Here is a 21,579-nt window from a genome sequence, read left to right as displayed (position 1 = left end):
GTGTTCCACTTGGGGCAATCCAATCAGTAGACCGCCAGGCCTTGGCCATCGAACAGGTGTGCGGAGGAGAGCTTGAAGCCGATGTCGACGGGTTTGCCTTCCTCGATCTTGGGATCGCCCTCGAACAGGGCGACGAAGATTTCGCCGCTCGGCAGGTCGGCATAGAGCACAGTATGAATGCCGAGATGCTCGACGATCTTGGGGGTGATGGTGAGGGTGAAGTCGCTCTGGCCCAGCACGAGATGTTCGGGACGAATGCCCAGAGTCAGGGTTTCGCCGGCAATGCGCTTGGTGGCGCGTGGCAGGGTGACGGTGCCCAGCGGGCCAAGGTCGATGGTGGCGTTGGTGCCATCGGAGGCGGTGCAGGTGCCGGCGATGAAGTTCATCTTGGGGCTGCCGATGAAGCCGGCGACGAACTTGTTGTCGGGCTTGTGGTAGAGCTCGAGCGGGGAGCCGATCTGCTCGATCAGGCCGGCATTCATCACCACGATCTTGTCGGCCATGGTCATGGCCTCGACCTGGTCGTGGGTGACGTAGATCATGGTGGAGCCGAGCTTTTTGTGCAGCTCCATCAGCTCGATGCGCATTTCGGAGCGGAGCGCGGCGTCGAGGTTGGACAGGGGTTCGTCGAACAGGAATATCTCGGGCTGGCGGACGATGGCGCGGCCGATAGCGACGCGCTGGCGCTGACCGCCGCTGAGGGTGCCGGGGCGCTGTTCGAGGCGGGCATCGAGCTGCAGCACCTTGGCGGCGCGGGCGACGCGCTCCTTGACCTGGTCGTTGGGCAGCTTTTCGACACGCAGCGGGAAGGCGATGTTCTCGAATACGGTCATATGCGGATAGAGGGCGTAACTCTGGAACACCATGGCGATGCCGCGCTTGACGGGGGGCAGGTCGTTGACGGTCTTGCCGGCGATGACGATCTCGCCGCTGGAAACGTCCTCGAGCCCGGCAATCATGCGCAGCAAAGTCGACTTGCCGCAGCCGGAAGGGCCGACAAAGACCACGAATTCGCCGTGGAGCACTTCAAGATCGATGCCCTTGATGATCTGGGTATCGCCGAAGGATTTTTCGAGGTGCCTGAGGCTGAGTTCGGACATGGTGTCTCCGTAAACTTGAGAATTCTGCTCCGCCCTTTCCAGGCGGGGCGGTCGTCCCCTCGCCCTGAGGGGACAGGTTTAGGGTGAGGGGTTTGCTCTCGCGGCAAGGACCGCAGCGCTGGACCCCTCACCCGACCCTACGGGTCGACCTCTCCCCTCAGGGGCGAGGTGAACAGGAGGCTTACTTGTACTGCTCGAGATCGGCGGCGGCCTTGGTGAGGGCGGCCTGAGGCTCGGCGGCGCCGGTGACGACGGACTGCACCATTTCGATCATGACGTTCTGCAGGCCGAGATAGTCGGTCAGCAGCGGCTCGGGGCCACCATAGGCGATACCGTCGAAGAACGGCTTCCAGTTGGGATCGGCGGCGACGATGGCATCGGCGGCGGCACCCGGACGTAGCGGGGTCAGGCCCTGCTCGGCTTCATAGGCGGTCTGGTTATCGGCGTTGGTCAGGAAAATGGCCAAATCCTTGGCCTGATCCTCGACGCCGGTGCCCTTGAACACGGCCATGGAGTCAGTGATCAGCAGCGTGCCGGGACCCTTGGCAGACGGGCCCTGGGGCAGCGTGGTGACGCCCCACTTGAAGGGCGAGTCCTTGAGCAGGTTCAGGGCGCCCGAGGCCGCCTGGATCATGCCCAGCTTGCCATCGAGGAAGATGGCGCGCACTTCGTTTTGTTCGTAGGCGGTCGGCCCTTCTTCGGAAAAGGGAACAATGTCCTTGATCGCGGTGAGGGCTTCCAGGTTCTGCGGGCTGTCGAGCACGATGTTGTCGTCGGCATCGATGACCAGGCCGTCATTGGAATAAACCCAGTGGAGGAACTGGTGCATGGTGTTGTCGAAGGTCTTGGCGACAAGGCCGTAGCCGGCGGCATCGGTCTTTTCGGAGATGGTCTTGGCGTATTCGATCTCTTCGGCAAAGGTGGTCGGCGGCTTTTCGGGATCGAGGCCCGCGGCGGTGAACAGGTCCTTGTTCCAATAGAGCGCCTTGGTCGAGAACGCGACTGGACGACCCCATTGGGTGCCATCGAACGTCACGGTATCGGCGACGTAGGGGTAATAGGACGCCTTTTCTTCCTCGGTCATCGGCATTTCGACGATGAGGTCGTTGGACGCGAGCTGCTTGAGCGCGCGCGAACCGATATAGGCGAGACCCACGGGCGTGCCGGCGACGGCGAGCGTGGTCACCTTATCCTGGCACTGACCCCAGCCGACCACTTCGGGCTGAACGTCGAAACCGGGATTGGCGGCTTCCCACGCTTCGATGGTGGACACATGGATGGGGCTGAGCGTGTCGCCGCATTCCACGAAGGCAATCGTCTTGTCCTGCGCGGCGGCATAGGCCGTCGATGCCAGCAGTGCGAGTATCGCGCCGCCAAGAATCCTAGTGTTTTTCATGTTTGTACCTTCCCTTGCTTACTGGCCCCCGAAGGGCGAGTCCCTGTGCAGAGCGGCCTTGACCGCCCGTCATGTCTTGACGGCACCGGCGGTGAGGCCGGCGACGAGATAACGCTGTAAAAAGACGATCAGAATGAGCACCGGGCTGATGCCAACGAAGCTGGCGGCCATGAGCTCGTTCCACACTACTTCCTGGCGGCCGAAATAGGCAAACAGGCCAATGGGAAGCGGCATGAACTCGGTCTTGGAGTTGAAGGTCAGCGCGAAGATGAACTGCTGCGCATAGGCTCCAATAAAAGTGGTGATGGCGACCACCGAAATGCCGGGCATGGCGATCGGCAGGATGACGCGGCGCAGGGTATAGAGGCGGCTGGCGCCATCGACCCAGGCGGCTTCGTCCAGTTCGCGCGGAATGCGCATCATATAGGTGCGCAAAAGCCAGATGGCCGAGGGGATGAGGAATGCCACCCCCGGCACGATCATGGCGAAGTAGGTGTTGAGCACGCCCAGCGAGCGCATCAGGCGATAGAGCGGGATGAGCAGCACGGCGCCCGAGAACATGTTGACCGCGAGGAACCCGGCCAGCATGACGCCGCGGCCTCTGAACGGGAAACGGGCGAAGGCATAGGCGGCGGGCACGACCATCAGCAGCACGACGATGGTGATGACGGTGGACAGGAACAGCGAATTGACGATGTAGCGCCAGAAACCGGGCACGCTCTCCCACATGGTGAAATAGGCGGTGAGCGAGCCGTCCTGCGGCCAGAAACTGTAGGGCGAGGAAAACAGGCGCGACAGAGGCTTGAGGGAAACCATGAAGCCTTCGATGAAGGGCGCCAGCACGAAGAACAGGAAGAGCGCGATGCCGGCGTAAATCGCCAGGTATTCGTACCAATGGTAGCGATCGATCATGGCCCGGACGGCCTTGGCGGGCCTGGCTTTGACGAGCACGGGGACGACGGGCAGATCATCGGCGGGATGAGCGATTTTTTGCGCGGCGATGTTGAGGGGCTGGTCAGTCATGCCTTTTCTCCCGTGTTGATCTTTCCGACGACGCGGAAGTAAGCCAGGCAGAACAGGGACAGGAAGATGCAGATCATCACCGCGCGGGCGGCGCCTTCGCCATATTTGTAGGAGCCGATGGCGGTCTTGTAGGTGTCGATGATCATAGTGGTGGTGGAGCCAGAGGGGCCGCCGCGCGTCAGGATCCAGATGATGTCGAAGGAGTTGAAGGTCGCGATCAGCGACAGCAGCGACATGGTCACCAGCGCGGGAATGATCATGGGCAGCGTGATGCGGCGGAAGCGGTAGAAGCGCCCTGCCCCGTCGGTCCAGGCGGCTTCGTAGAGGTCGCGCGGAATGGATTGCATCGAGGCCAGCAGGTAGATGGTGACCAGCGGTACGCCGATCCAGACGTCGGTCACAATCGTGGCCCAGAAGGCGGTATTGCCATAGGCGAGCCAGGCGATGGGGCCATCGGTGATGCCGAAATTCTGCAACAGGCCGGAGATCATGCCGAACTGGCCGTTGTACATCCACCCCCACATGAAGATGCCGATGGCCATGGGCACGACCCAGGGCGGCATGGTGAGAATGCGGAACAGGGCGCGGCCGGGCACGGCGGCATTGAGCAACACGGCGCCGAAGGTGCCGATGATCATCTTGATGGAGACAGAAAAGAAGGTCCAGACGAAGGTGCGGATGATGACTTCGCTGAAATTGTTCTTGAAGATCTTTTCGTAATTGGCCCAGCCGACGAAGTTGTAGGTGGGGCGCAAAGCCGCATTGGTGAAGCTGAGATTGACCGTATCGACGAGCGGATAGGCGACGATGCCGATAATGTAGAGGAGGGCCGGAGCCAGCAGAGCGAGGGCGAAAAGGGAGGCGTTGCGGGTGCTGGTCAAATGCGGGTCCTCCTCTAGCTGGCTCGGCCCAGGGCAGCGTCGAACTGCTGCCAGAGCGGGGCCATGTCGATCACCGATCGGGTGCGCATGGCCTGGTCCATGGTGAGGGCCAGAAGGCCCGCCTCGAGCGCGTCGACCACCGAAACCGGCAGCGGCGCGCCTTCGAGCAGGTGCTTGAGGATATCCTCGGCCATTTGTTCGTCCGCGCCGTAGTGCTGGCTGAGGCCGGTGCTGCGATAGGTCTTGTCGACCAGGCGATCGGACGTCCGGCTATCGGTGACGCGCAGGAAATTGCGGATGAAATCGCCTTCGGCCATGCCCTTGGCGCCCATAACCGCGAAGCGGCGGAAATCGTCGGGGACGTTGAGATTGGTGTGGAAGGTCAGCGCGGCGCCGTTTTCGTATTGCACCATGGCGGTCTGGAAATCGATGATGTCGCCGTCATTATCGAAGACCTTGTCGCTGCCCATCCAGCCGCTTGGCTTACGGTGGTAGACTTCCATGTCATTGATGCCGGTGGCGGCGGGCGCGTTCTTGGGAATGAAGGTGCGGCGGCCGCCAAAGCTGGACACGTAGCGGGGGCGGCAGCCCATGACGCCGTTGTAAAGATCGAGATCGTGGCAGCACTTCTCGAGCATGAAGCTGCCCGAATATTTTTCATAGCGCCGCCAGTCACGCATGAAGAAGGCGCCGTGATAGGGCGGAATGTGCTCGGACGCCTCGATGGAGGTAATATCGCCCAGATGGCCTTCGGCCTGGGCCTGGCGCAAATCGACATAGAGCGGCGCATAGCGCAAAACCAGGCCGACCATCAGATTATCGGAGCCGTGGCGAGCGATCAATTCGGCCAGCGCCATGGTGTCGTCGGCGGTGGTGACCACCGGCTTTTCGGTGAAAATCCTGAGGCCGCGTTCGAGGCCGAGGCGGATATGCTCCAGATGCAGGTGATTGGGCGAGCCGACCATCAGCAGGTCGAGCTGCTCGGCATCGAGCATAGCCTCCAGCGTGTCGTAGCGCTGGCCTACCGCAACGCCATGTTCCCTGGCGTAGTCGAGGCCGGCGGGCGCGTCATCGACATAGGCAACGACGGCGAAGTCTTGCCGGGCGACGGAAAAGACCCGCGCCAGATAACCCAGACGATAGCCGAGGCCGATAATGCCAACCCGCATGAATGCCCGAACCCTGTTGACCCGCCATTTTCTTAACCGAAATGGTCAGGAATTTTGTAAACAATTTTCAAGATTAGGATCGTCGAGACAGTCATGTCAACACGAAAACACGGCGACTTCAATACCAATTTAAGCCACCCCGGAAAACGCCGCGATTTTGCGCAAAGCGCCGAAAAACTGGGCGGTTTTTGGCGGTCATCTGCACATTTGGATGTGGACAACCGGCGGGTAGCCGTGGATCATGCTCGAATTGGTATCCATGTGGATTGTCGACTGGTGTTCAACGATAGCGTCAATGATGAAAATTTTGAACATGAAACGCGACGGGTATACGATAGCTAACATCAGGTGTGCGTTGGTTGTGCCTTGGCGGCATTGAACGCCAGGCGGCGGTCAATGGCGAGATAGTCAGGTGTTGAGGTCCGGCGACCACCCCGTTACGAGACGAGTTTGAAGGCCTGAACGATGTCGTTTTTTTCGGTGCAACGCCTGACGATGCTGGTGTTCTTCCTGCAGCCGATCGCCTTTGGCAGCTGGCTGCCGCGGATACCGGACGTGCAGGAGGGGCTGGGATTGGGACCGGCGGGGCTGGCCTGGGCCTTGCTCGGATTGCCCTGCGGCACCTTGCTGACGCTGCCGTTCGCCGGGCCGATCGCCGGCAGGATCGGGCCGCGGCGGACGATTTTCATCGGCTTTCTGCTGTACACGCTGGCGGTCAGCCTGCCCGCATTGGCGACGGTGCCATGGGTGCTGTTCGTTGGCCTGATGCTGGCGGGCGGATCGATCTCCTTTGTGGAACTGGGGTTGAACGTGCAGGCCGATGCGGTGGAAAAATCCACCGGCACGCTGATCATGAGCACATCGCATGGGTGCTGGTCGCTGGGGATCATGACCGGCAGCCTGATCGGCTCGGCACTGGCGGCGCTTGGGCTGGAGGCCCATTGGGCCATTGCGCTGGTGGCGTTCATCGTGCTGCCGATCGCGCTGGTGGCGGCGGGACTGCTGCCTGCTGTGGCGACGGAGATGCCCCATCGCGCAGCGGGCAAGCGCTCGGCTTGGAGCCTGCCGAGCTGGGCGCTGCTGGGGATCTGCTTTTTCGTGTTCGGCATTACCATGACCGAAGGGGCGATGGCGGACTGGTCGGCTGTGTTCCTGCGCGACGTGTTCGGCGCCGATGGCGGGGCCGCGGGGCTGGGCTATTCGGTGTTTGCGATGATGGTGGCGGCGGGACGATTCGGGGGCGACCGGCTCAAGGCCAGGTTCGGCGCCGTAGCGCTGGCGCGGGGCGCGGGGCTATTGGGATTGGCTGGGGTGACGATGCTGTTGTTTGCCGCCAATAGCCGGATCGCCCTTTTAGGGTTTGCCACGATCGGGCTGGGCGTCTCGGTGGGATTTCCCCTGGCGGTGACGGCGGCGGCAAGCCTAACCGACCGGTCGAGTTCGGCCAATGTGGCCATCCTGTCGTTCATGGCGCTGCTGGGTTTTCTGGTCGGGCCGCCGATCATCGGTTTTATCGCCGAGCATGTGCAGATGCGGGTCGGGCTGGCGGCGCTGCTGCCGGTGCTGGCGATCAGCCTCGTGCTGACCGGGCAATTGCGGACACGCAACGCCGCCCGGAGCGTGGGCGACGGCGAAGCGGATATTGCGGGAGTGTATTGAATGCGTATTGCGGTGGCGGGCCTGCATACCGAATGCAGCACCTATAATCCGGTGCTGGCACGGGAAGCCGATTTTCGCGTGTTGCGCGGGCCGGGCCTGCTGAAGGACGGGTATTTCGACTTCCTGACGCATTTTCCGGCCGAGTTCATCGGCGTGCTGCATGCCAAGGCGATAGCCGGAGGGCCGGTGGAGCGTGCGATCTATGAGCGCTGGAAGAGCGAAATCCTCGATGGCCTGCTGGCGGCGGGGCCGCTGGACGGGGTGTACCTCGCCATGCATGGGGCGATGTTTGTCGAGGGGTTGTTCGATGCCGAGGGCGACTTCATTGCGGCGGTGCGCGGCGCGGTCGGGCCGGATGTGGTGATTGCGGCGAGCTATGATTTGCATGGCAATATCAGCCAGAGCATCGTGGACAGCATCGACATCTTCTCCACCTATCGGACGGCGCCGCATATAGATGTGGCCGACACGATGCGCCGGGCGGTGAGCATGCTGGTGCGGGCGCTGCGGACCGGCGAGCGGCCGGTGCTGATGTGGGCGCCGGTGCCGGTGCTGCTGCCGGGGGAGCGGACCAGTACGCAAGACGAACCGGCGCGCACCTTTTATAGCGGCATGCACCAGATCGAAGAGCCAAGCGGCATCTGGGATGTGTCATTCCAGGTGGGCTATGTGTGGGCCGACGAGCCGCGCGCCACCGCCTGCGCGGTGGTGACGGGCACGGATCGCGTGGCGATGGAGGCGGCGGCCACAGCGCTGGCGCAGGGATATTGGGACATTCGAAGACAATTTGTGTTCGGGGCCAAGACCGGCAGCATCGCTGAATGCGTGGATTGGGCCATGGCTGCCGAGACGGGCCCTGCGGTGATCGCGGAATCGGGAGACAATCCCACCGGCGGCGGCGTGGGCGACCGGGCCGAGGTATTGGGCGTGCTGCTCGCCAAGGGCGCGCAAGGCGTGGTGTTTGCGGGGATTGCCGATGCGGCGGCGACCGAAGCGGCTTACGCGGCCGGCGTGGGCGGCACGATTACGACCGGTATCGGGGGCAGCCTCGATCCATCGAGCGCGCCGGTGCTGGTGACAGCCGAGGTCATGGTGCTGCTCGATGTGCCGGAGCCCAGATGGCGCGAGGCGGTGCTGCGCATCGGGGGCGTGGACCTGGTGGTGACGGCAAGACGGCGGCCCTTTCACAACATTGCGGATTTTACCCGGCTCGGGCTTGATCCGAAGGGGGCGAAGATCCTCGTGGTCAAATCGGGTTATCTGTCGCCGGAGCTGGGGCCGCTGGCCAATCCGAGCCTCATGGCGCTGTCGGAGGGCGTGGTGGACCAGTTCGTCGAGCGGCTGGAACGCAAGCACAAAACCGGGCCCACCTACCCGTTCGACAAGGATTTCAGTTGGTCGCCGAGGGTGATCGCATCGGCGAAGGCGCGGGACTGAAGGGCTTGCCCAAAGCGGCTGGGGGCTGGAGGCCTCGCCCTGGACTTGAACCAAGGGTATGAGGAGTTGCAATCCCCCGCGTAACACTCCGCCACGAGGCCATGGCGCGCACACTGGCAGGCAAACGTTAAAGGTGGACTACTGCGCAAACTGCAATGGGACCATTCGGGGCAGGTTATCACTGTGTTGTATGCAATTCGTTGTTGAATGGCTGTTATTTAATCACATAAACGCGTCATGTCTTTAATTTAGGCGACTGTGATAACCCGAGCCTCCGGGCACTTTTGTTTAACCTTTTGTAAACACCACAGATTTCGCACCAGTCGAAACTGGCATGCTGCTTGCACCACTCTGTACATCCGCGGGACGGCGGACGTGCAGGGAGCAAATGAATGGGGCAGATCAATCTAACGCGTCGCTCGATACTCAAGGCGGGCAGCGTTGCGCTGGCAAGTGCTGCATTACCGATGGGGCTGGTTCGGGCGCAGACGCCCATCGTGCTCGGCGCGGTCTATGTGGGACCCCGCGATGATTTCGGCTGGAACCAGGCGCATGCCACGGCCATGGAAATTCTCAAGACCGTGCCGGGCGTGACTGTCATCGAGGAAGAAAACGTTCCCGAAACCGATGCCGTCAGCCAATCGATGGAGTCGATGATCAACCTGGACGGCGCCAATCTGATCCTGGCGACCTCGTTCGGCTATTACAGCCCGTTCGTGGTGGAATTGGCCAAGAAGTATCCCGACGTTCAATTTCGCCACGCCGCGCCGCTATGGAAGGAAGGCGATCCGGTCAATGCCGGCTCGTATTTCTGCTATCTCAACCAGGGCCACTATGTGGATGGTGTCGCGGCGGGCGCATCGAGCCCGACCGGCAAGCTCGGCTTCGTGGCCGCCAAGCCGATCCCATCGGTGCTGTCCAACATCAATTCGTTTTTGCTGGGCGCGCGCAAAACCAATCCCAATGCCAGCGTCCAGGTGATCTTTACAGGCGAATGGTCGATGCCGGTGCGCGAGGCCGAAGCCGCCAATGCGCTGATCGATGCCGGTTGCGACGTCATCACCTGCCATGTCGATGGTCCCAAGGTGGTGGTGGAAACGGCCGAAGGGCGCGGCATCAAGACCTGCGGGCACAATGCCAGCCAGGCGCCGCTGGCGCCCAAGGGCTTCATCACCGGGGCCGAATACAAGTGGTCCACGATCTATGCGATGTATGCGGACCTGCTTGCCAAGGGCGAGACGCTGCCCAACTTCGTCGCCGGCGGCTACCACAACGACATGCTGCAAAATTCGCCCTATGGCGCGGGCGCCACGCCCGAGGCCATTACCGCAGCCGATGCGGCCATTGCCGGGCTCAAGGCAGGCGAGCCAATCTATGTCGGCCCGCTCAAGGACAATACCGGCAAGGTGGTGATCGAGGGCAGCATGGATAATTACGATCCGGTGCTGGACGGCATGAACTACCTGCTCGAGGGCGTGGTGGGCTCGATTACCTGACGCTTTCTGCCTTCTCCCCTTGAGGGGGAAGGTGCCCGAGGGGCGGATGAGGGGTCCTGCGTCATCCCATGATCGACGCATAGGCACGCAGCACCCCTCACCCAGCTTTTCCGCTGAACGCGGAAAAGCTCCCCTCTCCCTCAAGGGGCGAGGGGTGACGACTGCCAGTTCAGCGAGGAATCAATGACCGTTGCCAGTCCTGCTATCAGCGCTGTGTCCCGCATCCCCAACGTGCGCACCCTCAAGCTGGCCGAGTCCATCTTCGTGCCGGTCTTTGCCTTGGTCTGCTCGTTTCTGGCGTTTTCGTTGTTCCTGCTGGTCATCGGCAAATCGCCGGTCGACTTCTTTTCGCTGGTGTGGACCGGGGGCTTCGGGTCCAGTTTCTCCATCCAGCAATCGCTGCAGCGATCGGCTCCGCTGATCCTGACGGCACTGGCATTTGCGGTGCCGGCCCGGATCGGGCTCACCATGATCGGGGCCGAGGGCGCCCTGGTGCTGGGTGGATTTTCGGCCGCCGCGATCGCCGTCCCGCTGGTGACCGGGGGCGCGGCCGTGCCGATCACATGGCTGATCATGGCCGTAACCGCCATGATTGCGGGTGGCTTTTGGATCGGCCTGGCCGGTTGGCTGCGCCATTATCGCGGCGTCAACGAAACCATATCGTCGCTGCTGCTCTCCTATATCGCCATCGCCATCATGAACTTCTTTGTCGAGGGCGTGCTGCGCGATCCAGCTTCGGCCAACAAGCCGTCCACCATGCCAATCGGGGACGCCTATCGCGTCGGAGCGATGCCGGGCACCGATGTGCATTGGGGCTTCGCGGCGGGCGTCGTGCTCGCCATCATCCTGTTTATCCTGATGTCGCGCACCACGTTCGGGTTTGCGGCGCGCATGACCGGCGGCAATGTTCGCGCGGCCAAGGCGCAGGGATTGCCGGTGGGGCCGCTGATCGTAGCGTGCTGCGTCATCGCCGGTTGCTGCGCTGGGCTGGCCGGGTTTTTCGAGGTCGCCGCCATTCATGGGCAGGCCAATGCATCGCTGGTGGCGGGGTATGGCTTTACCGGCATCCTGGTGGCGTTCCTGGCCAGACATAACCCGCTGATGGTGGTGCCGGTCGCCATCCTGTTCGGCGCGCTGGCGGCCGCCGGAGGGCTGGTGCAGCGGCGCATGGGCATGCCCGACGCCACGGTGCTGGTGCTGCAGGGCATCATCTTCGTGGTGCTTTTGGCCAGCGACACGCTGTACGGGCGGATCAAGCTGTTCCAGCCGCAAGCCAGGGGAGAGCGCACATGATGGACACCGGCTTGGTCACGGTGCTGATCGCCATGCTGGGCGGAGCGATCCGGGTTTCGACACCCTTCATGTTCGTGGCGCTGGGCGAATGCCTGACGGAGAAATCGGGGCGCATCAATCTGGGGCTCGAAGGCAATCTGGTGCTGGGCGCCATGGTCGCCTATGCCATCAGCTTCCATACCGGCAATCCGTGGATAGGCGTGCTCGCGGCGGGCGGCTCGGGGCTCGTCCTGGGCGGGTTGCACGGCTATATCTGCAAGCTGCCAAGGGTCAACGACATCGCCGTCGGCATCGCCATCATGAGCCTTGGTACCGGCCTCGCCTTCTTTTTCGGCAAGCCCTATGTGCAGCCCTCGGCGCCGCGCCTCGACGCCATTCACCTCGGCGACTGGACCGGCAATGCGGCGCTGGCGCAGGCATTGCAGGTCAATCCGCTGTGGTTCGTCGGCATCATCGTCGCCTTTGCCATGAGCTGGGCGTTCGCCAATACGCGCTGGGGCCTGATCGTGCGGATGACGGGCGACAGCGCGGCGTCCGCCAGGGCGATGGGCGTTTCGGTGGACTGGGTCCGGTTCCTTGCCACCGCCGCCGGCGGGTTCCTGGCCGGGGTCGGCGGCGCGTTCCTGTCACTGTATTATCCAGGATCGTGGAACCAGGGGCTATCGTCCGGGCAAGGCCTGATGGCGGTGGCGCTGGTCATCTTCGCGCGCTGGGACCCGGTGCGCTGCATCTGGGCGGCGCTGCTGTTCGGGGCGGCGGGGGCCATCGGTCCGTCGCTGCAATCGGTGGGCATTTCGCAGGGCTATTATTTCTTCAACGCCGCTCCCTACATCCTCACGCTCTTCATCATGATCGCGTCGGCCCGCTCCAAGGGCGCGGCGCGCGAGGTGCCGGGCGAGCTGTCGATAACCAAATGAGGCTTGCCATGTCGCTCGTGGATGAACGCATAGAGGACGCCCTGGTCGCGGGCGGTACGACGCTGGCCAGTTCAGACCCATATCCCTGGCCATTCGATGGCGATTGGGGGCCGCACAACACGGCCCTGATCGTCATCGACATGCAGGTCGATTTCTGCGCCCCGGGCGGCTATGTGGACACTATGGGGTACGACATCTCGCTGACGCGGGCACCCATCGTGCCGATCCAAGGCGTGCTGGCCGCCATGCGCGCCAAGGGTTATCCGATCATCCATACACGCGAGGGTCACAAGCCCGACCTGTCCGACCTGCCGGCCAACAAACGCTGGCGCTCGCAGCGGATCGGGGCGGGCATCGGGGACCAGGGGCCGTGCGGGCGTATCCTGGTGCGGGGGGAGCCGGGGTGGGACATCATCCCCGAACTGCAGCCCCTGCCCGGCGAAGCCATTGTCGACAAGCCCGGCAAGGGCAGTTTCATCGCCACCGATTTCGAACTGGTCCTGCGCATGAAAAACATCCGCAACCTGGTGTTTACGGGCGTCACCACCGATGTGTGCGTCCACACCACCATGCGCGATGCCAATGACCGCGGCTACGAGTGCCTGCTGCTCGAAGATTGCTGCGCTGCCACCAAGGTGGAAAACCACCTCGCGGCTATCGACATGATCAAGATGCAAGGCGGCGTGTTCGGCGCGGTTGCCGCGTCGGCGGCCTTTATCGAGGCGCTGCCATGAACGCCGTGGCTTCGATCCTGGCGGCCGGCCGCGCACCGTCGCTGCAGGCCATCGGCATCACCAAGATTTTCGGGCCGCTGGTGGCGCTCGACGATGTGTCGATCACCATTCCGGCGGGTTCGTTCCATGCGCTTTTGGGCGAGAATGGCGCCGGCAAGTCGACGCTGGTCAAATCCATCATGGGATTTTACGCGGCCGACAAGGGCCAGGTCCTGCTCGACGGCAAGGAAGTGTCGATCAAATCGCCCAGGGATGCGCGGGCCAACGGCATCGGCATGGTGTATCAGCAGTTCACGTTGGTGCCCTGCCTCACCGCCGCGGAAAACCTCGTCATTTCGCGCGCCGATGCGCCTTCGGTGATCGACTGGCGCAAGGAGAAGGCGGCGCTTGCCGGCTTCATGGAGGAGATGCCGTTCAAGGTGCCGCTCGATGCGCAGGTGTCCTCGCTGTCGGCGGGGGAAAAGCAGAAGCTGGAAATCCTCAAGCTGCTCTACCTCGACCAGCGCTTCATGATCCTGGACGAGCCCACATCGGTGCTGACGCCGGGCGAGGCGGACGAAATGCTCGGGCTGCTCGGCGACATGGCGGCGCGCAAGCAGATCACGGTGTTGATGATCTCGCACAAATTCCGCGAGGTGAAATCGTTCTGCGATGGCTTCACCGTCTTGCGGCGTGGCCGCTACACCGGGTCGGGCGATGCGCAATCGGCCAGCATCGCCGAAATGAGCCAGATGATGATCGGGGATACCCCAGTGCGCGAGCGCGCGACGCGCCGGGTGCACAATGAAACCCGCGAGGTGCTGGAACTGGCGGGCCTGTTTGCCGAGGATGCCGACGGCGGCAATGCCATCGAGCGGGTCAGCCTCAAGGTGCAGGCCGGCGAAATCGTTGGCATTGCCGGCGTGTCGGGCAATGGGCAGGCGGCGCTGGTGGAAACCCTGGCCGGGCAGCGCCCGCTCAGCGACGGGGCGATCCGCATCCATGGGCAGAATTTTCTGCCGCGGCGCGCAGCCTTCGACAAATTCAAGGTGTTCGGCCTGCCCGAGGAGCCGCTGAAGAACGCCACCGCACCCAAGATGAGCGTGGCGGAAAACATCGCCTTTCGCGGCTTCGACAAACCGCCGGTGGCCAGGTTCGGCTGGTGGATGTCGCCGGGGCCGATGCGCCGGAAGGCCGAAGAGCTGATCGCGCGCTACCGGATCAAGACCACCTCCCCCGATGCGCCGATCGAAACTCTGTCCGGCGGCAATGTGCAGCGCGCGGTCCTGGCGCGCGAACTCTCGGGCGATGTCGACGTGCTGATCGTCGCCAATCCGTGTTTCGGGCTCGATTTCGCCTCGGTGTCGGAAATTCGCAGCCAGATCATGGAACAGCGCAATCGCGGCGCGGCGGTGCTGCTGGTCAGCGAGGACCTGGACGAAATCCTGGAACTGGCCGACCGGGTCGCGGTGATGAGCGGCGGCACCATCAACTATGTCGCCCGGATCGAAGACACCGACCGCAACACAATCGGCCAGCACATGGCGGGCCATTGATGATCCCGGTCCCTGCCCGCCCCTATGCCTATTGGCTCGATCCAGCCCACACGGCTCTTGTCGTCATCGACATGCAGCGCGATTTCATCGAGCCGGGTGGGTTCGGCGACAGCCTGGGCAACGAGGTTGCCCGGCTGCAGGCGATCGTTCCGACGGTCGCGGAACTGATCGGCCTGTTCAGGAGCCATGGCTGGCCGGTGATCCATACGCGCGAAGCCCATAGGCCCGATCTATCCGATTGCCCGCCCTCCAAGATTGCGCGGGGCAATCCAAGCGTGCATATCGGGGAAACCGGCGCGATGGGCCGCATCCTGATCGCGGGCGAGCCGGGCAACCAGATCGTCGATGCCCTGGCGCCGATGCCGGGCGAAATCGTCATCGACAAGCCGGGCAAGGGCATGTTCTGGGCCACCGGCATGCATGAGCGCCTGCAACAGCGGGGGATCAGCCATCTGGTGTTTGCCGGCGTTACCACCGAGGTGTGCGTGCAGACATCCATGCGCGAGGCCAATGACCGGGGCTATGAGTGCCTGTTGATCGAGGATGCGAGTGAAAGCTATTTCCCCGCGTTCAAGGCCGCAGCCATCGACATGATCGTGGCGCAAGGCGGCATCGTGGGCTGGGTAACCCCACTCGCCGCCTTGCGCGGTGCCCTTGCGGACGGGAGCGTTGCCGCATGATCTTCAACGACCCAAGCACGCTGGCCGAAGTTCGCGCGGCCTTTTATCGCTATGAGCGCGCGCTGCTCGACAATGATGCGGCCGTGCTGGACGCCATGTTCGTGCACCGCGACGACACCATTCGCTTCGGCGTGGGCGAGTGGCAGTATGGTATCGACGCGATCCGGGCGTTCCGCGCGGTCCAGCAGCCGTTCGAGCGCGTGCTGGACGGGCTGGAAATCGTCGCCTATGGCCACGATGTCGCCACGGCCTCGACGCTGTTTCATCGAACCGATTTACCCGGATTGGTGGGGCGGCAGCAGCAGACCTGGGTTCGCACGGCCACCGGCTGGTGTGTCGCCGCCGCCCATGTCAGCATGATCAAGGGATCCTAACGGCGTGAGCAACGGTCGCCAGGAAAGTTGCCGAGCGTGTTGAAACGTATGGCCCGCACGTCGGCGGAAGATATCCGCCAGCAATTGGCGGCCCGTATCATCAGCGGGACGTTGCGGCCGGGTATGCAGCTGGACGAGACGATGCTGGCCAGCGATTTTGCCGTGTCGCGCACGCCGGTGCGTGAAGCCCTGCGCCTGTTGAGGGCAAGCGGGCTGGTGCAGCAGCGGCCTCATGCCAAGGCGCAGGTGGCCAAGCCGGACGAGGCAACGCTGGCCGGCATGTTCGAGGTGATGGGTTATCTCGAAGCGCTTTGCGCCGGCCTTTGCGCCATTGCCATGATCGCCGCCGAACGGCAGGCCTTGGCCCGGCTGCACGAGATCATGGCCGGCATGGTGCGCGACGGCGATCACCAGGCTTATGCCGATGCCAACGAGACCTTTCATTCGGCGATATATGACGGTGCCCAGAACAGCTATCTAGGCGAAATTACCCGGTCGACGCGCCAGCGATTGCAGCCATTCCGGCGCGCGCAATTCCAACTGCTCGGCCGCCTCGGCCGGTCCCATGCCGAGCACGGCACGGTGCTGGATGCCATTTTGCAGGGTGACCGGACCGGCGCGGAGCAGGCGATGGGCAAACACATCAGCATTGTCGAACACGCCTACCAGACGCTCGACCTGTTGTAATCGGCCACCTAGACGGGCTGGTTAGAGGCAGAAGCGCCTCGGGTCATAGGGCAATCAAAGAGGCGCCCGGACCGAGGTTCGACTGGTATCGCCCAGCCATTTGACAAAGGTGCGCGCCGATTTGGCGCGAGCCGAGCCAGAATCGTAGATTGCAACATAGCTGGGGCCGGGCACGCGGATGTGGGGCCACGGCTCGATCAATTCTCCCTTGGCCAGCAGGTCGCCCAAGGTCTCGAGCGGGCAGACCAGGGGCCCCGCCCCTGCCAATGCGGCTTCCAGCGCCAGATAGAAATGCGGAAAGGCGCTCGTCCGCGGGGCTTCGGAATTGACGCCAGCCGCGGCAAGCCAGGTTTCCAGTTCACCCTGTCGGGTCAGGGCGCGCAAGATCTGCACTCCTGGCAGATCGGCGGGCGATTGAAGCCTGGCCATGGCTGGCGCATGCGGCGCTACCGCCAGAATGAGCTCATCCTGGAGAAACTGCGTGCCCGTGAGATGCGAGGGCACCAGCGGGTCGGAGCGGATGGCGACGTCGAACGCAATATCGAGCCAGGTTTCCAGGCTATCGGTCTGGCGGACCTGAATGGCGATATCCTCGTGTCGCTCCGAAAAACTCCACGCCCGTGGAATGAGCCAGCGCATGGCAAAGGTCGATGGCGCGAGGACCCGCAGCACGGTGGCGCCCTGGTCGCCGCGCACGCCATGCACGGCTTCGTCGATCAGGCCCCAGGACTGACTAGTCGCCTTCGCCAGCACAAGTGCCTGCGGCGTCGGCTGCATGGACTTGCGGTTGTGCTGAAACAGCGGCTGACCAATCCAAGTTTCCAGAGCGGCAATCTGTTTGCTGATTGCGCCATGCGTAACAAATAGTTCTTCAGCCGCCTTCGTGACACTACCAAGACGAACAACACTCTCAAAGGCAATCAATGACTTCATTGGTGGCAGTTTTATGGACATGCTTTCCAACAGCTCACATATGTCGTCGTAAAATTCCATTTACGTATTTCGCTACACAGCCATAATGGCGCTTGTGTACTTGAAAATACTGTAGCGGATCATCGCAAAGGCGGCACTATGGCCTTTGCGAGTGACAATCATGTGACCGGAGTTTGGTTTGGACGATCGTGGAGTTTCGGCACCGCTGCACATCAACGGGCGCGATTATCGCTGGCCCGTGGCGCCCGTGGTCGTCATCTGCTTTGACGGATGCGATCCGGCCTATCTGGTCGCCGCCGAGCGGGCGCGGGCTATTCCCTACCTGTCGCGGATGATGGCGGAGGGGTTCCATGGCCTAGCGCTGGCGGCGATGCCGACGTTCACCAATCCCAATAACATCGCCATCGCCTGCGGTGCGCCGCCCGCCGTGACCGGGGTGGCAGGCAACTACTATCTGGACCGGGCGACGGGCCGCGAAGTCATGGTGCTCGACGGCCACCAGATGCAGGCCGAAACCATTTTCGCGCGGTTTTCGGCCAGCGGCGCGCAGGTCGCGGTGGTCACGGCCAAGGACAAGCTGCTGCGGGCGCTGGCGCGCCATCATAGCGGCATCGCGCTGTCGGCAGAATCGCCGGACGAGGCCATCGCGGCGATCGGCCCCATCGGGGCATGGGAGCGGCCGGACAAGTATTCGGCCGATCTGTCGCTGTTCGTGCTCGATGCGGGCGTGGCGCTGCTGGAACGTCGGCATTGCGACATCGTCTACCTGTCGCTGTCCGACTACGTGCAGCACAAGCATGCGCCCGATGAGCCTGAAGCCATTGCCTTCATGGGCGCAGTGGATGCACGGATCGGACGGATGTTGGCACTGGGCGCGGTCGTCGGCGTCGTCGCAGATCATGGCATGAACGACATGGCCGGGCCCGATGGTGCCCCGCGCGTGCTCTATGTCCAGGACGAACTGGAGCGGGCGTTCGGGCCGGGCGCGGCGCGCGTGATCTGCCCGATCACCGATCCCTTCGTGCGCCACCACGCGTCGCTGGGTGGTTTCGTGCGGGTCTATCGGCGCAATGACGCAATCGGGCTGGCCTCGATGCGGGACCATCTGGCGGGACTGGACGGGGTGGAACAGGCGCTGCTGGGAGCGGCGGCTTGCGCGCTGTACCAACTGCCTGAGGACGGTGAAGGCGACATCGTCGTCATCGCTGCACCCGGCGTGGCGCTGGGGGCGACGGCGGCGGAGCACGACCTGTCGGCGCTGGCGGGGCATCGGCTGCGCTCGCATGGCGGCACGGCCGAGCAGCAGGTGCCCTTCATCCTGTCCCATCCGCTGGACCCCGCCTTTGCGACCCGCGCCGAGGCCGGGCTACGGAATTTCGACATCTTCGACTATGCCATCAATGGAGTGACGCCGTGACCACACCTCTTTCGCCGGCGCCCGAGGCCAACAAGCGGGTCGTCTTGATGATCTGCGACGGCCATCGCAACGATTTCGTGCGCGACGACACCTGCCCGCGCATCGCCGATTTCGCCAGGCGGTCGCGCCGTTTTGCCCAGCATACGGCCATTTTCCCTTCGGCCACCCGCGCCAGCGCCGCGTCCATCGCGACCGGGTGCTGGCCGGCCAATCATGGGTTGCACGGCAATTCCATGGGCCTGCCCGATGGTGACGGGTTCCGGGTACACGATGTCGGCGATCCCGCCTTTGTCGGCAAGCTGCGCGATGCGTTCGGCCGTACGCTCAAGGTGCCGACCATGGCGGAGCGGCTGGCGCCTTATGGGGGCGCAGTGATTGCCTCCAACGTGTCGCCCGGCGCGGCCTATTTCCACGACCCGGACTATTTCGGCACCGTGGTGCATCGTGCGGGCTCGTTCGGGCCGGGTGGTCGCGTGCTGGGGCTCGATGAGGCGCCGGTCGTCAGCCATGATTATGCGGGCGACGAGGCCCTGGCCGACTGGTTCTGCGACGACGTGCTGAGCGTGCGCAAGCCGCGGCTTTCGGTGTTGTGGCTGGCCAATCCCGACTCGGCGATGCATGCGGACCAATTGGGTTCGCAAACGCACCTGGATGGCATTGCCTGCGCCGACCGAGCCTTTGGCCGTGTCGAGGAGACGGTGGAGCGGCTGCGCGCCGGGGGCGAGGACATTCTGTTCCTCGCCGGTTCCGACCATGGCCAGGAGACGGTCGTCGAGCGTGTTGCCGTGGCGGCGCGATTGATCGAAGCCGGGCTCAAGGACAGCGAAGACAGCACCGAGGTGGTGGTGGCGCCGCAGGGCGGCAGCGGGCTGATCTATGTCGCCGATGCGGCCAGGGACCGGATACCCGCGATCCTCGATTTCCTGCGGGCCCAGCCCTGGGCTGCCGAGATTTTCTACGGCGACGAGATGATCCAGATCGGCCAGCGCCCGGGCAACGGCTTGGCCATCGCGCTGGCTATGGCCCGCAACAATGAGCCGAATGCGCTGGGCGTACCCGGCCAGATCACGCTGTGCGTCAGCGACGACAAGCCGGGCAAGCCCGAGGGTTATGGCAGCCATGGCGGGCTCGGCGGCTATGAGCGCCATCCCTTCCTTATCGCCAATGGGGGCGGTTTCGCCCCCGGCACGATCGAGCACGGTGTCACACGCCTGATCGATATTTCACCTACGGTCATGCGCTTCCTGGGCCTGCCCCGGGACGGCATGGACGGTCTGGCCCTTCCTCAGAACTGATCCCTCAGGAGTTCTCAATGAAAAAGTTTCTGCTCGCGCTCGCAGCGACGCTGCTGATCGGACAGGCGGCTTTGCCGGCCTCCCCGGTCGCCGCCCAGGAATATGGCGGCACCTTGCACCTCAATTGGGGCACGCTGGATACGACGGATTTCCACCGTCACACCGGCACCATTTCCCTGCCGCATCCCTTTGCCGAAACGCTGACCTCGATCTCCAAGGACGGCAGCCCCAAGCCACTGCTGGCCGAAAGCTGGACGGTTTCGGATGACGGGTTGACCTATACGTTCAAGATCCGCCAGGGGGTGAAGTTCCACAACGGCCGCCTGATGACCGCCAAGGATATCCAGGCCAATTTCGAGCGCATCCGCGACAAGGTCGAAGCGGGCTGGCTGACCACGGCGATGACCCATGTCGCCAGCTTCGAAACGCCGGACGACTCCACCTTTGTCGTCAAGATGTCATCGCCGTTCTCGCCCTTCCTGAACCTGATCGCCGAAGCCTGGATCCTGGCGCCGGAATCGCCGGGTTGGGACGACATCATCACCCAGCCGATCGGCACCGGTCCCTTCACCTTCGACAGCTGGACGCCGCAATTGGTGCTCAAGGGCTCCAAGTTCGCCGACTATTGGATGACGGGAAAGCCCTATCTGGACGCCGTCGAGTTCGACGTGCGCGAGACCGCCGATCCCACGCTGGGCCTGCGCGCCGGCGACTATGATGTTGCCGACGTGCCGCTCGACAAGATCGAACAGCTCAAGGGCGCCGGCTTCGATATCCAGTTCCTGGGCGGCACGAGCTGGAACTTCGTGTCCTTCAACAATCGAAATCCGCGCGCGCCCTTCGACAATGTGCGCATCCGCGAAGCGTTGGAATGGGCGATCGACCGCAACCAGTTCTCGACCATCCTCTCCGGCAAATACGGCGAAGTGGGCAACCAGCCGGTGGGCAAGGACAATTTCTTCTTCGACGCCGACCTCGCCGCCAGCGATCCGCACAACGCGGCCGATCTGGAAAAAGCCAAGCAGATCATTGCCGAGGAAGGTATCAACCCGGCCAATTACAACCTCTACGTGATCACCACCGCCGGCAGCAAATTCGGGCCGCTGGTGTCGCAAGTGCTGCGGCAGCTCGGCTTTGGCGTCGACATGAAGGCGTTCGACGACCTCGGCTATCAACGTGCCCTCAGCGAATTCGATTGGGATATCTATCCCGGCGGTTCGGGCGCTCGGAACGACATCTTCCTGCGCTATGTCCGCATGATGAGCGATGGCCCCAATCCGGGCCTGTGGGGTGGCATCCAGGATCCGGCACTCGATGCCCTGATCAACGAGGCCGCCTCCAATCCCGATCCCGATGCCAGCCGCAAGCTCTATCTCGATGCCTGGAAGCTGGTGATGGACCACCGCTACACCTTCGGCATCAACCAGGCGCCGTCGGCCTTCGGCATCAGCCCCAAGGTGCATGACTTCACGGTTGGCTTCAACAACTCCGCCCACCGGGCCGATGGCGGCCTCGCCTTCACCTGGATCGAGAACTGATCCCGGTCCACGCTC

Annotated in this window: 20 protein-coding genes and 1 tRNA gene; 14 read left to right on the top strand and 7 right to left on the bottom strand. The window is 63.3% G+C overall.

Annotated features, from left to right (window positions below; translation table 11 throughout):
* Positions 1–23 precede the first annotated feature (23 nt).
* From ACFE8X_RS12010 to ACFE8X_RS11990, 5 genes are all read right to left on the bottom strand, one after another.
* Positions 24–1,100 (bottom strand): ABC transporter ATP-binding protein, encoded by a 1,077-nt coding sequence (locus ACFE8X_RS12010; protein ID WP_375451712.1) that lies wholly within the window; start codon positions 1,098–1,100, stop codon positions 24–26.
* Between the two features lie 181 nt (positions 1,101–1,281).
* Positions 1,282–2,496 carry an extracellular solute-binding protein gene (locus ACFE8X_RS12005; RefSeq protein ID WP_375451711.1) on the bottom strand — a complete coding sequence of 405 codons (1,215 nt, stop codon included), beginning with the start codon at positions 2,494–2,496 and terminating at the stop codon, positions 1,282–1,284.
* Between the two features lie 69 nt (positions 2,497–2,565).
* Entirely contained in the window at positions 2,566–3,408 is an 843-nt protein-coding gene (locus ACFE8X_RS12000) for a carbohydrate ABC transporter permease (RefSeq protein WP_375451773.1), read from the bottom strand.
* A gap of 107 nt (positions 3,409–3,515) precedes the next feature.
* Positions 3,516–4,400, bottom strand: coding sequence for a carbohydrate ABC transporter permease (locus tag ACFE8X_RS11995; RefSeq protein ID WP_375451710.1), 885 nt, complete (start codon positions 4,398–4,400; stop codon positions 3,516–3,518).
* Positions 4,401–4,414: 14 nt separating this feature from the next.
* Positions 4,415–5,569 carry a Gfo/Idh/MocA family protein gene (locus ACFE8X_RS11990; RefSeq protein ID WP_375451709.1) on the bottom strand — a complete coding sequence of 385 codons (1,155 nt, stop codon included), beginning with the start codon at positions 5,567–5,569 and terminating at the stop codon, positions 4,415–4,417.
* Between the two features lie 93 nt (positions 5,570–5,662).
* Between ACFE8X_RS11990 and ACFE8X_RS11985 the strand changes: the two genes are divergently transcribed.
* The 3 genes from ACFE8X_RS11985 (at position 5,663) to ACFE8X_RS11975 (ending at position 8,665) form a co-directional block, all read left to right on the top strand.
* Positions 5,663–5,911, top strand: a complete 249-nt coding sequence (locus ACFE8X_RS11985) for a hypothetical protein (protein WP_375451708.1) — start codon at positions 5,663–5,665, stop codon at positions 5,909–5,911.
* A gap of 123 nt (positions 5,912–6,034) precedes the next feature.
* The gene (locus ACFE8X_RS11980) at positions 6,035–7,228 is read left to right on the top strand and encodes an MFS transporter (RefSeq protein ID WP_375451707.1); all 1,194 of its coding nucleotides are present in this window, start codon (positions 6,035–6,037) and stop codon (positions 7,226–7,228) included.
* On the top strand, positions 7,229–8,665 hold the full coding sequence (locus ACFE8X_RS11975) for a M81 family metallopeptidase (RefSeq protein ID WP_375451706.1): 1,437 nt from the start codon (positions 7,229–7,231) through the stop codon (positions 8,663–8,665).
* Positions 8,666–8,691: 26 nt separating this feature from the next.
* Here the strand turns inward: ACFE8X_RS11975 and ACFE8X_RS11970 are convergent.
* Positions 8,692–8,766: transfer RNA gene (locus ACFE8X_RS11970), tRNA-Cys, on the bottom strand.
* 291 nt (positions 8,767–9,057) lie between these two features.
* On the opposite strand from ACFE8X_RS11970, the gene ACFE8X_RS11965 reads away from it, so the two are divergent.
* The 8 genes from ACFE8X_RS11965 (at position 9,058) to ACFE8X_RS11930 (ending at position 16,381) form a co-directional block, all read left to right on the top strand.
* Entirely contained in the window at positions 9,058–10,161 is a 1,104-nt protein-coding gene (locus ACFE8X_RS11965; protein ID WP_375451705.1) for a BMP family ABC transporter substrate-binding protein, read from the top strand.
* 183 nt (positions 10,162–10,344) lie between these two features.
* The gene (locus ACFE8X_RS11960; RefSeq protein ID WP_375451704.1) at positions 10,345–11,454 is read left to right on the top strand and encodes an ABC transporter permease; all 1,110 of its coding nucleotides are present in this window, start codon (positions 10,345–10,347) and stop codon (positions 11,452–11,454) included.
* Complete coding sequence (locus tag ACFE8X_RS11955) at positions 11,451–12,371, top strand: ABC transporter permease (RefSeq protein ID WP_375451703.1); 921 nt, start codon at positions 11,451–11,453, stop codon at positions 12,369–12,371. Before ACFE8X_RS11960 ends, ACFE8X_RS11955 begins: the two co-directional genes overlap by 4 nt.
* An 8-nt stretch (positions 12,372–12,379) precedes the next feature.
* A complete protein-coding gene (locus ACFE8X_RS11950; RefSeq protein ID WP_375451702.1) occupies positions 12,380–13,105 on the top strand; it encodes a cysteine hydrolase family protein in 726 nt (241 codons plus the stop codon).
* Positions 13,102–14,640, top strand: a complete 1,539-nt coding sequence (locus ACFE8X_RS11945) for an ABC transporter ATP-binding protein (RefSeq protein ID WP_375451701.1) — start codon at positions 13,102–13,104, stop codon at positions 14,638–14,640. Before ACFE8X_RS11950 ends, ACFE8X_RS11945 begins: the two co-directional genes overlap by 4 nt.
* Entirely contained in the window at positions 14,640–15,320 is a 681-nt protein-coding gene (locus ACFE8X_RS11940; protein ID WP_375451700.1) for a cysteine hydrolase family protein, read from the top strand. Before ACFE8X_RS11945 ends, ACFE8X_RS11940 begins: the two co-directional genes overlap by 1 nt.
* Entirely contained in the window at positions 15,317–15,694 is a 378-nt protein-coding gene (hpxZ, locus tag ACFE8X_RS11935) for an oxalurate catabolism protein HpxZ (RefSeq protein ID WP_375451699.1), read from the top strand. Before ACFE8X_RS11940 ends, hpxZ begins: the two co-directional genes overlap by 4 nt.
* Positions 15,695–15,742: 48 nt before the next feature.
* The gene (locus tag ACFE8X_RS11930) at positions 15,743–16,381 is read left to right on the top strand and encodes a GntR family transcriptional regulator (protein ID WP_375451772.1); all 639 of its coding nucleotides are present in this window, start codon (positions 15,743–15,745) and stop codon (positions 16,379–16,381) included.
* 54 nt (positions 16,382–16,435) lie between these two features.
* Here ACFE8X_RS11930 and ACFE8X_RS11925 read toward each other — a convergent pair whose 3' ends face one another.
* Complete coding sequence (locus tag ACFE8X_RS11925; RefSeq protein ID WP_375451698.1) at positions 16,436–17,374, bottom strand: LysR substrate-binding domain-containing protein; 939 nt, start codon at positions 17,372–17,374, stop codon at positions 16,436–16,438.
* Between the two features lie 118 nt (positions 17,375–17,492).
* Between ACFE8X_RS11925 and phnA the strand changes: the two genes are divergently transcribed.
* From phnA to ACFE8X_RS11910, 3 genes are read left to right on the top strand one after another with little or no spacing between them, the layout of a single operon-like run.
* Complete coding sequence (phnA, locus tag ACFE8X_RS11920; protein ID WP_375451697.1) at positions 17,493–18,731, top strand: phosphonoacetate hydrolase; 1,239 nt, start codon at positions 17,493–17,495, stop codon at positions 18,729–18,731.
* Positions 18,728–20,026, top strand: coding sequence for an alkaline phosphatase family protein (locus tag ACFE8X_RS11915; RefSeq protein WP_375451696.1), 1,299 nt, complete (start codon positions 18,728–18,730; stop codon positions 20,024–20,026). The genes phnA and ACFE8X_RS11915 overlap by 4 nt, the downstream gene beginning before the upstream one ends.
* A gap of 17 nt (positions 20,027–20,043) precedes the next feature.
* Entirely contained in the window at positions 20,044–21,564 is a 1,521-nt protein-coding gene (locus tag ACFE8X_RS11910) for an ABC transporter substrate-binding protein (protein ID WP_375451695.1), read from the top strand.
* Positions 21,565–21,579 lie beyond the last annotated feature (15 nt).

Origin of the sequence: uncultured Devosia sp., assembly GCF_964244875.1 — a bacterium.
Taxonomy (GTDB): Bacteria; Pseudomonadota; Alphaproteobacteria; order Rhizobiales; family Devosiaceae; genus Devosia.
The sequence above is the reverse complement of the archived record's forward strand: the minus strand, read 5'-3'. Positions and strand labels throughout refer to the sequence as shown.

Bases quoted from the DNA above. Each gene is read 5' to 3' on its own strand.
- ACFE8X_RS11980 (WP_375451707.1), top strand. From the start codon at position 6,035: ATGTCGTTTTTTTCGGTGCAACGCCTGACGATGCTGGTGTTCTTCCTG.
- ACFE8X_RS11965 (WP_375451705.1), top strand. From the start codon at position 9,058: ATGGGGCAGATCAATCTAACGCGTCGCTCGATACTCAAGGCGGGCAGC.
- ACFE8X_RS11990 (WP_375451709.1), bottom strand. From the start codon at position 5,569: ATGCGGGTTGGCATTATCGGCCTCGGCTATCGTCTGGGTTATCTGGCG.
- ACFE8X_RS11950 (WP_375451702.1), top strand. From the start codon at position 12,380: ATGTCGCTCGTGGATGAACGCATAGAGGACGCCCTGGTCGCGGGCGGT.
- ACFE8X_RS12010 (WP_375451712.1), bottom strand. From the start codon at position 1,100: ATGTCCGAACTCAGCCTCAGGCACCTCGAAAAATCCTTCGGCGATACC.
- ACFE8X_RS12000 (WP_375451773.1), bottom strand. From the start codon at position 3,408: ATGATCGATCGCTACCATTGGTACGAATACCTGGCGATTTACGCCGGC.
- hpxZ (WP_375451699.1), top strand. From the start codon at position 15,317: ATGATCTTCAACGACCCAAGCACGCTGGCCGAAGTTCGCGCGGCCTTT.
- ACFE8X_RS11945 (WP_375451701.1), top strand. From the start codon at position 13,102: ATGAACGCCGTGGCTTCGATCCTGGCGGCCGGCCGCGCACCGTCGCTG.
- ACFE8X_RS11985 (WP_375451708.1), top strand. From the start codon at position 5,663: ATGTCAACACGAAAACACGGCGACTTCAATACCAATTTAAGCCACCCC.
- ACFE8X_RS11975 (WP_375451706.1), top strand. From the start codon at position 7,229: ATGCGTATTGCGGTGGCGGGCCTGCATACCGAATGCAGCACCTATAAT.
- ACFE8X_RS11910 (WP_375451695.1), top strand. From the start codon at position 20,044: ATGAAAAAGTTTCTGCTCGCGCTCGCAGCGACGCTGCTGATCGGACAG.
- ACFE8X_RS11940 (WP_375451700.1), top strand. From the start codon at position 14,640: ATGATCCCGGTCCCTGCCCGCCCCTATGCCTATTGGCTCGATCCAGCC.
- ACFE8X_RS11930 (WP_375451772.1), top strand. From the start codon at position 15,743: ATGGCCCGCACGTCGGCGGAAGATATCCGCCAGCAATTGGCGGCCCGT.
- ACFE8X_RS11925 (WP_375451698.1), bottom strand. From the start codon at position 17,374: ATGGAATTTTACGACGACATATGTGAGCTGTTGGAAAGCATGTCCATA.
- ACFE8X_RS11960 (WP_375451704.1), top strand. From the start codon at position 10,345: ATGACCGTTGCCAGTCCTGCTATCAGCGCTGTGTCCCGCATCCCCAAC.
- ACFE8X_RS11955 (WP_375451703.1), top strand. From the start codon at position 11,451: ATGATGGACACCGGCTTGGTCACGGTGCTGATCGCCATGCTGGGCGGA.
- ACFE8X_RS12005 (WP_375451711.1), bottom strand. From the start codon at position 2,496: ATGAAAAACACTAGGATTCTTGGCGGCGCGATACTCGCACTGCTGGCA.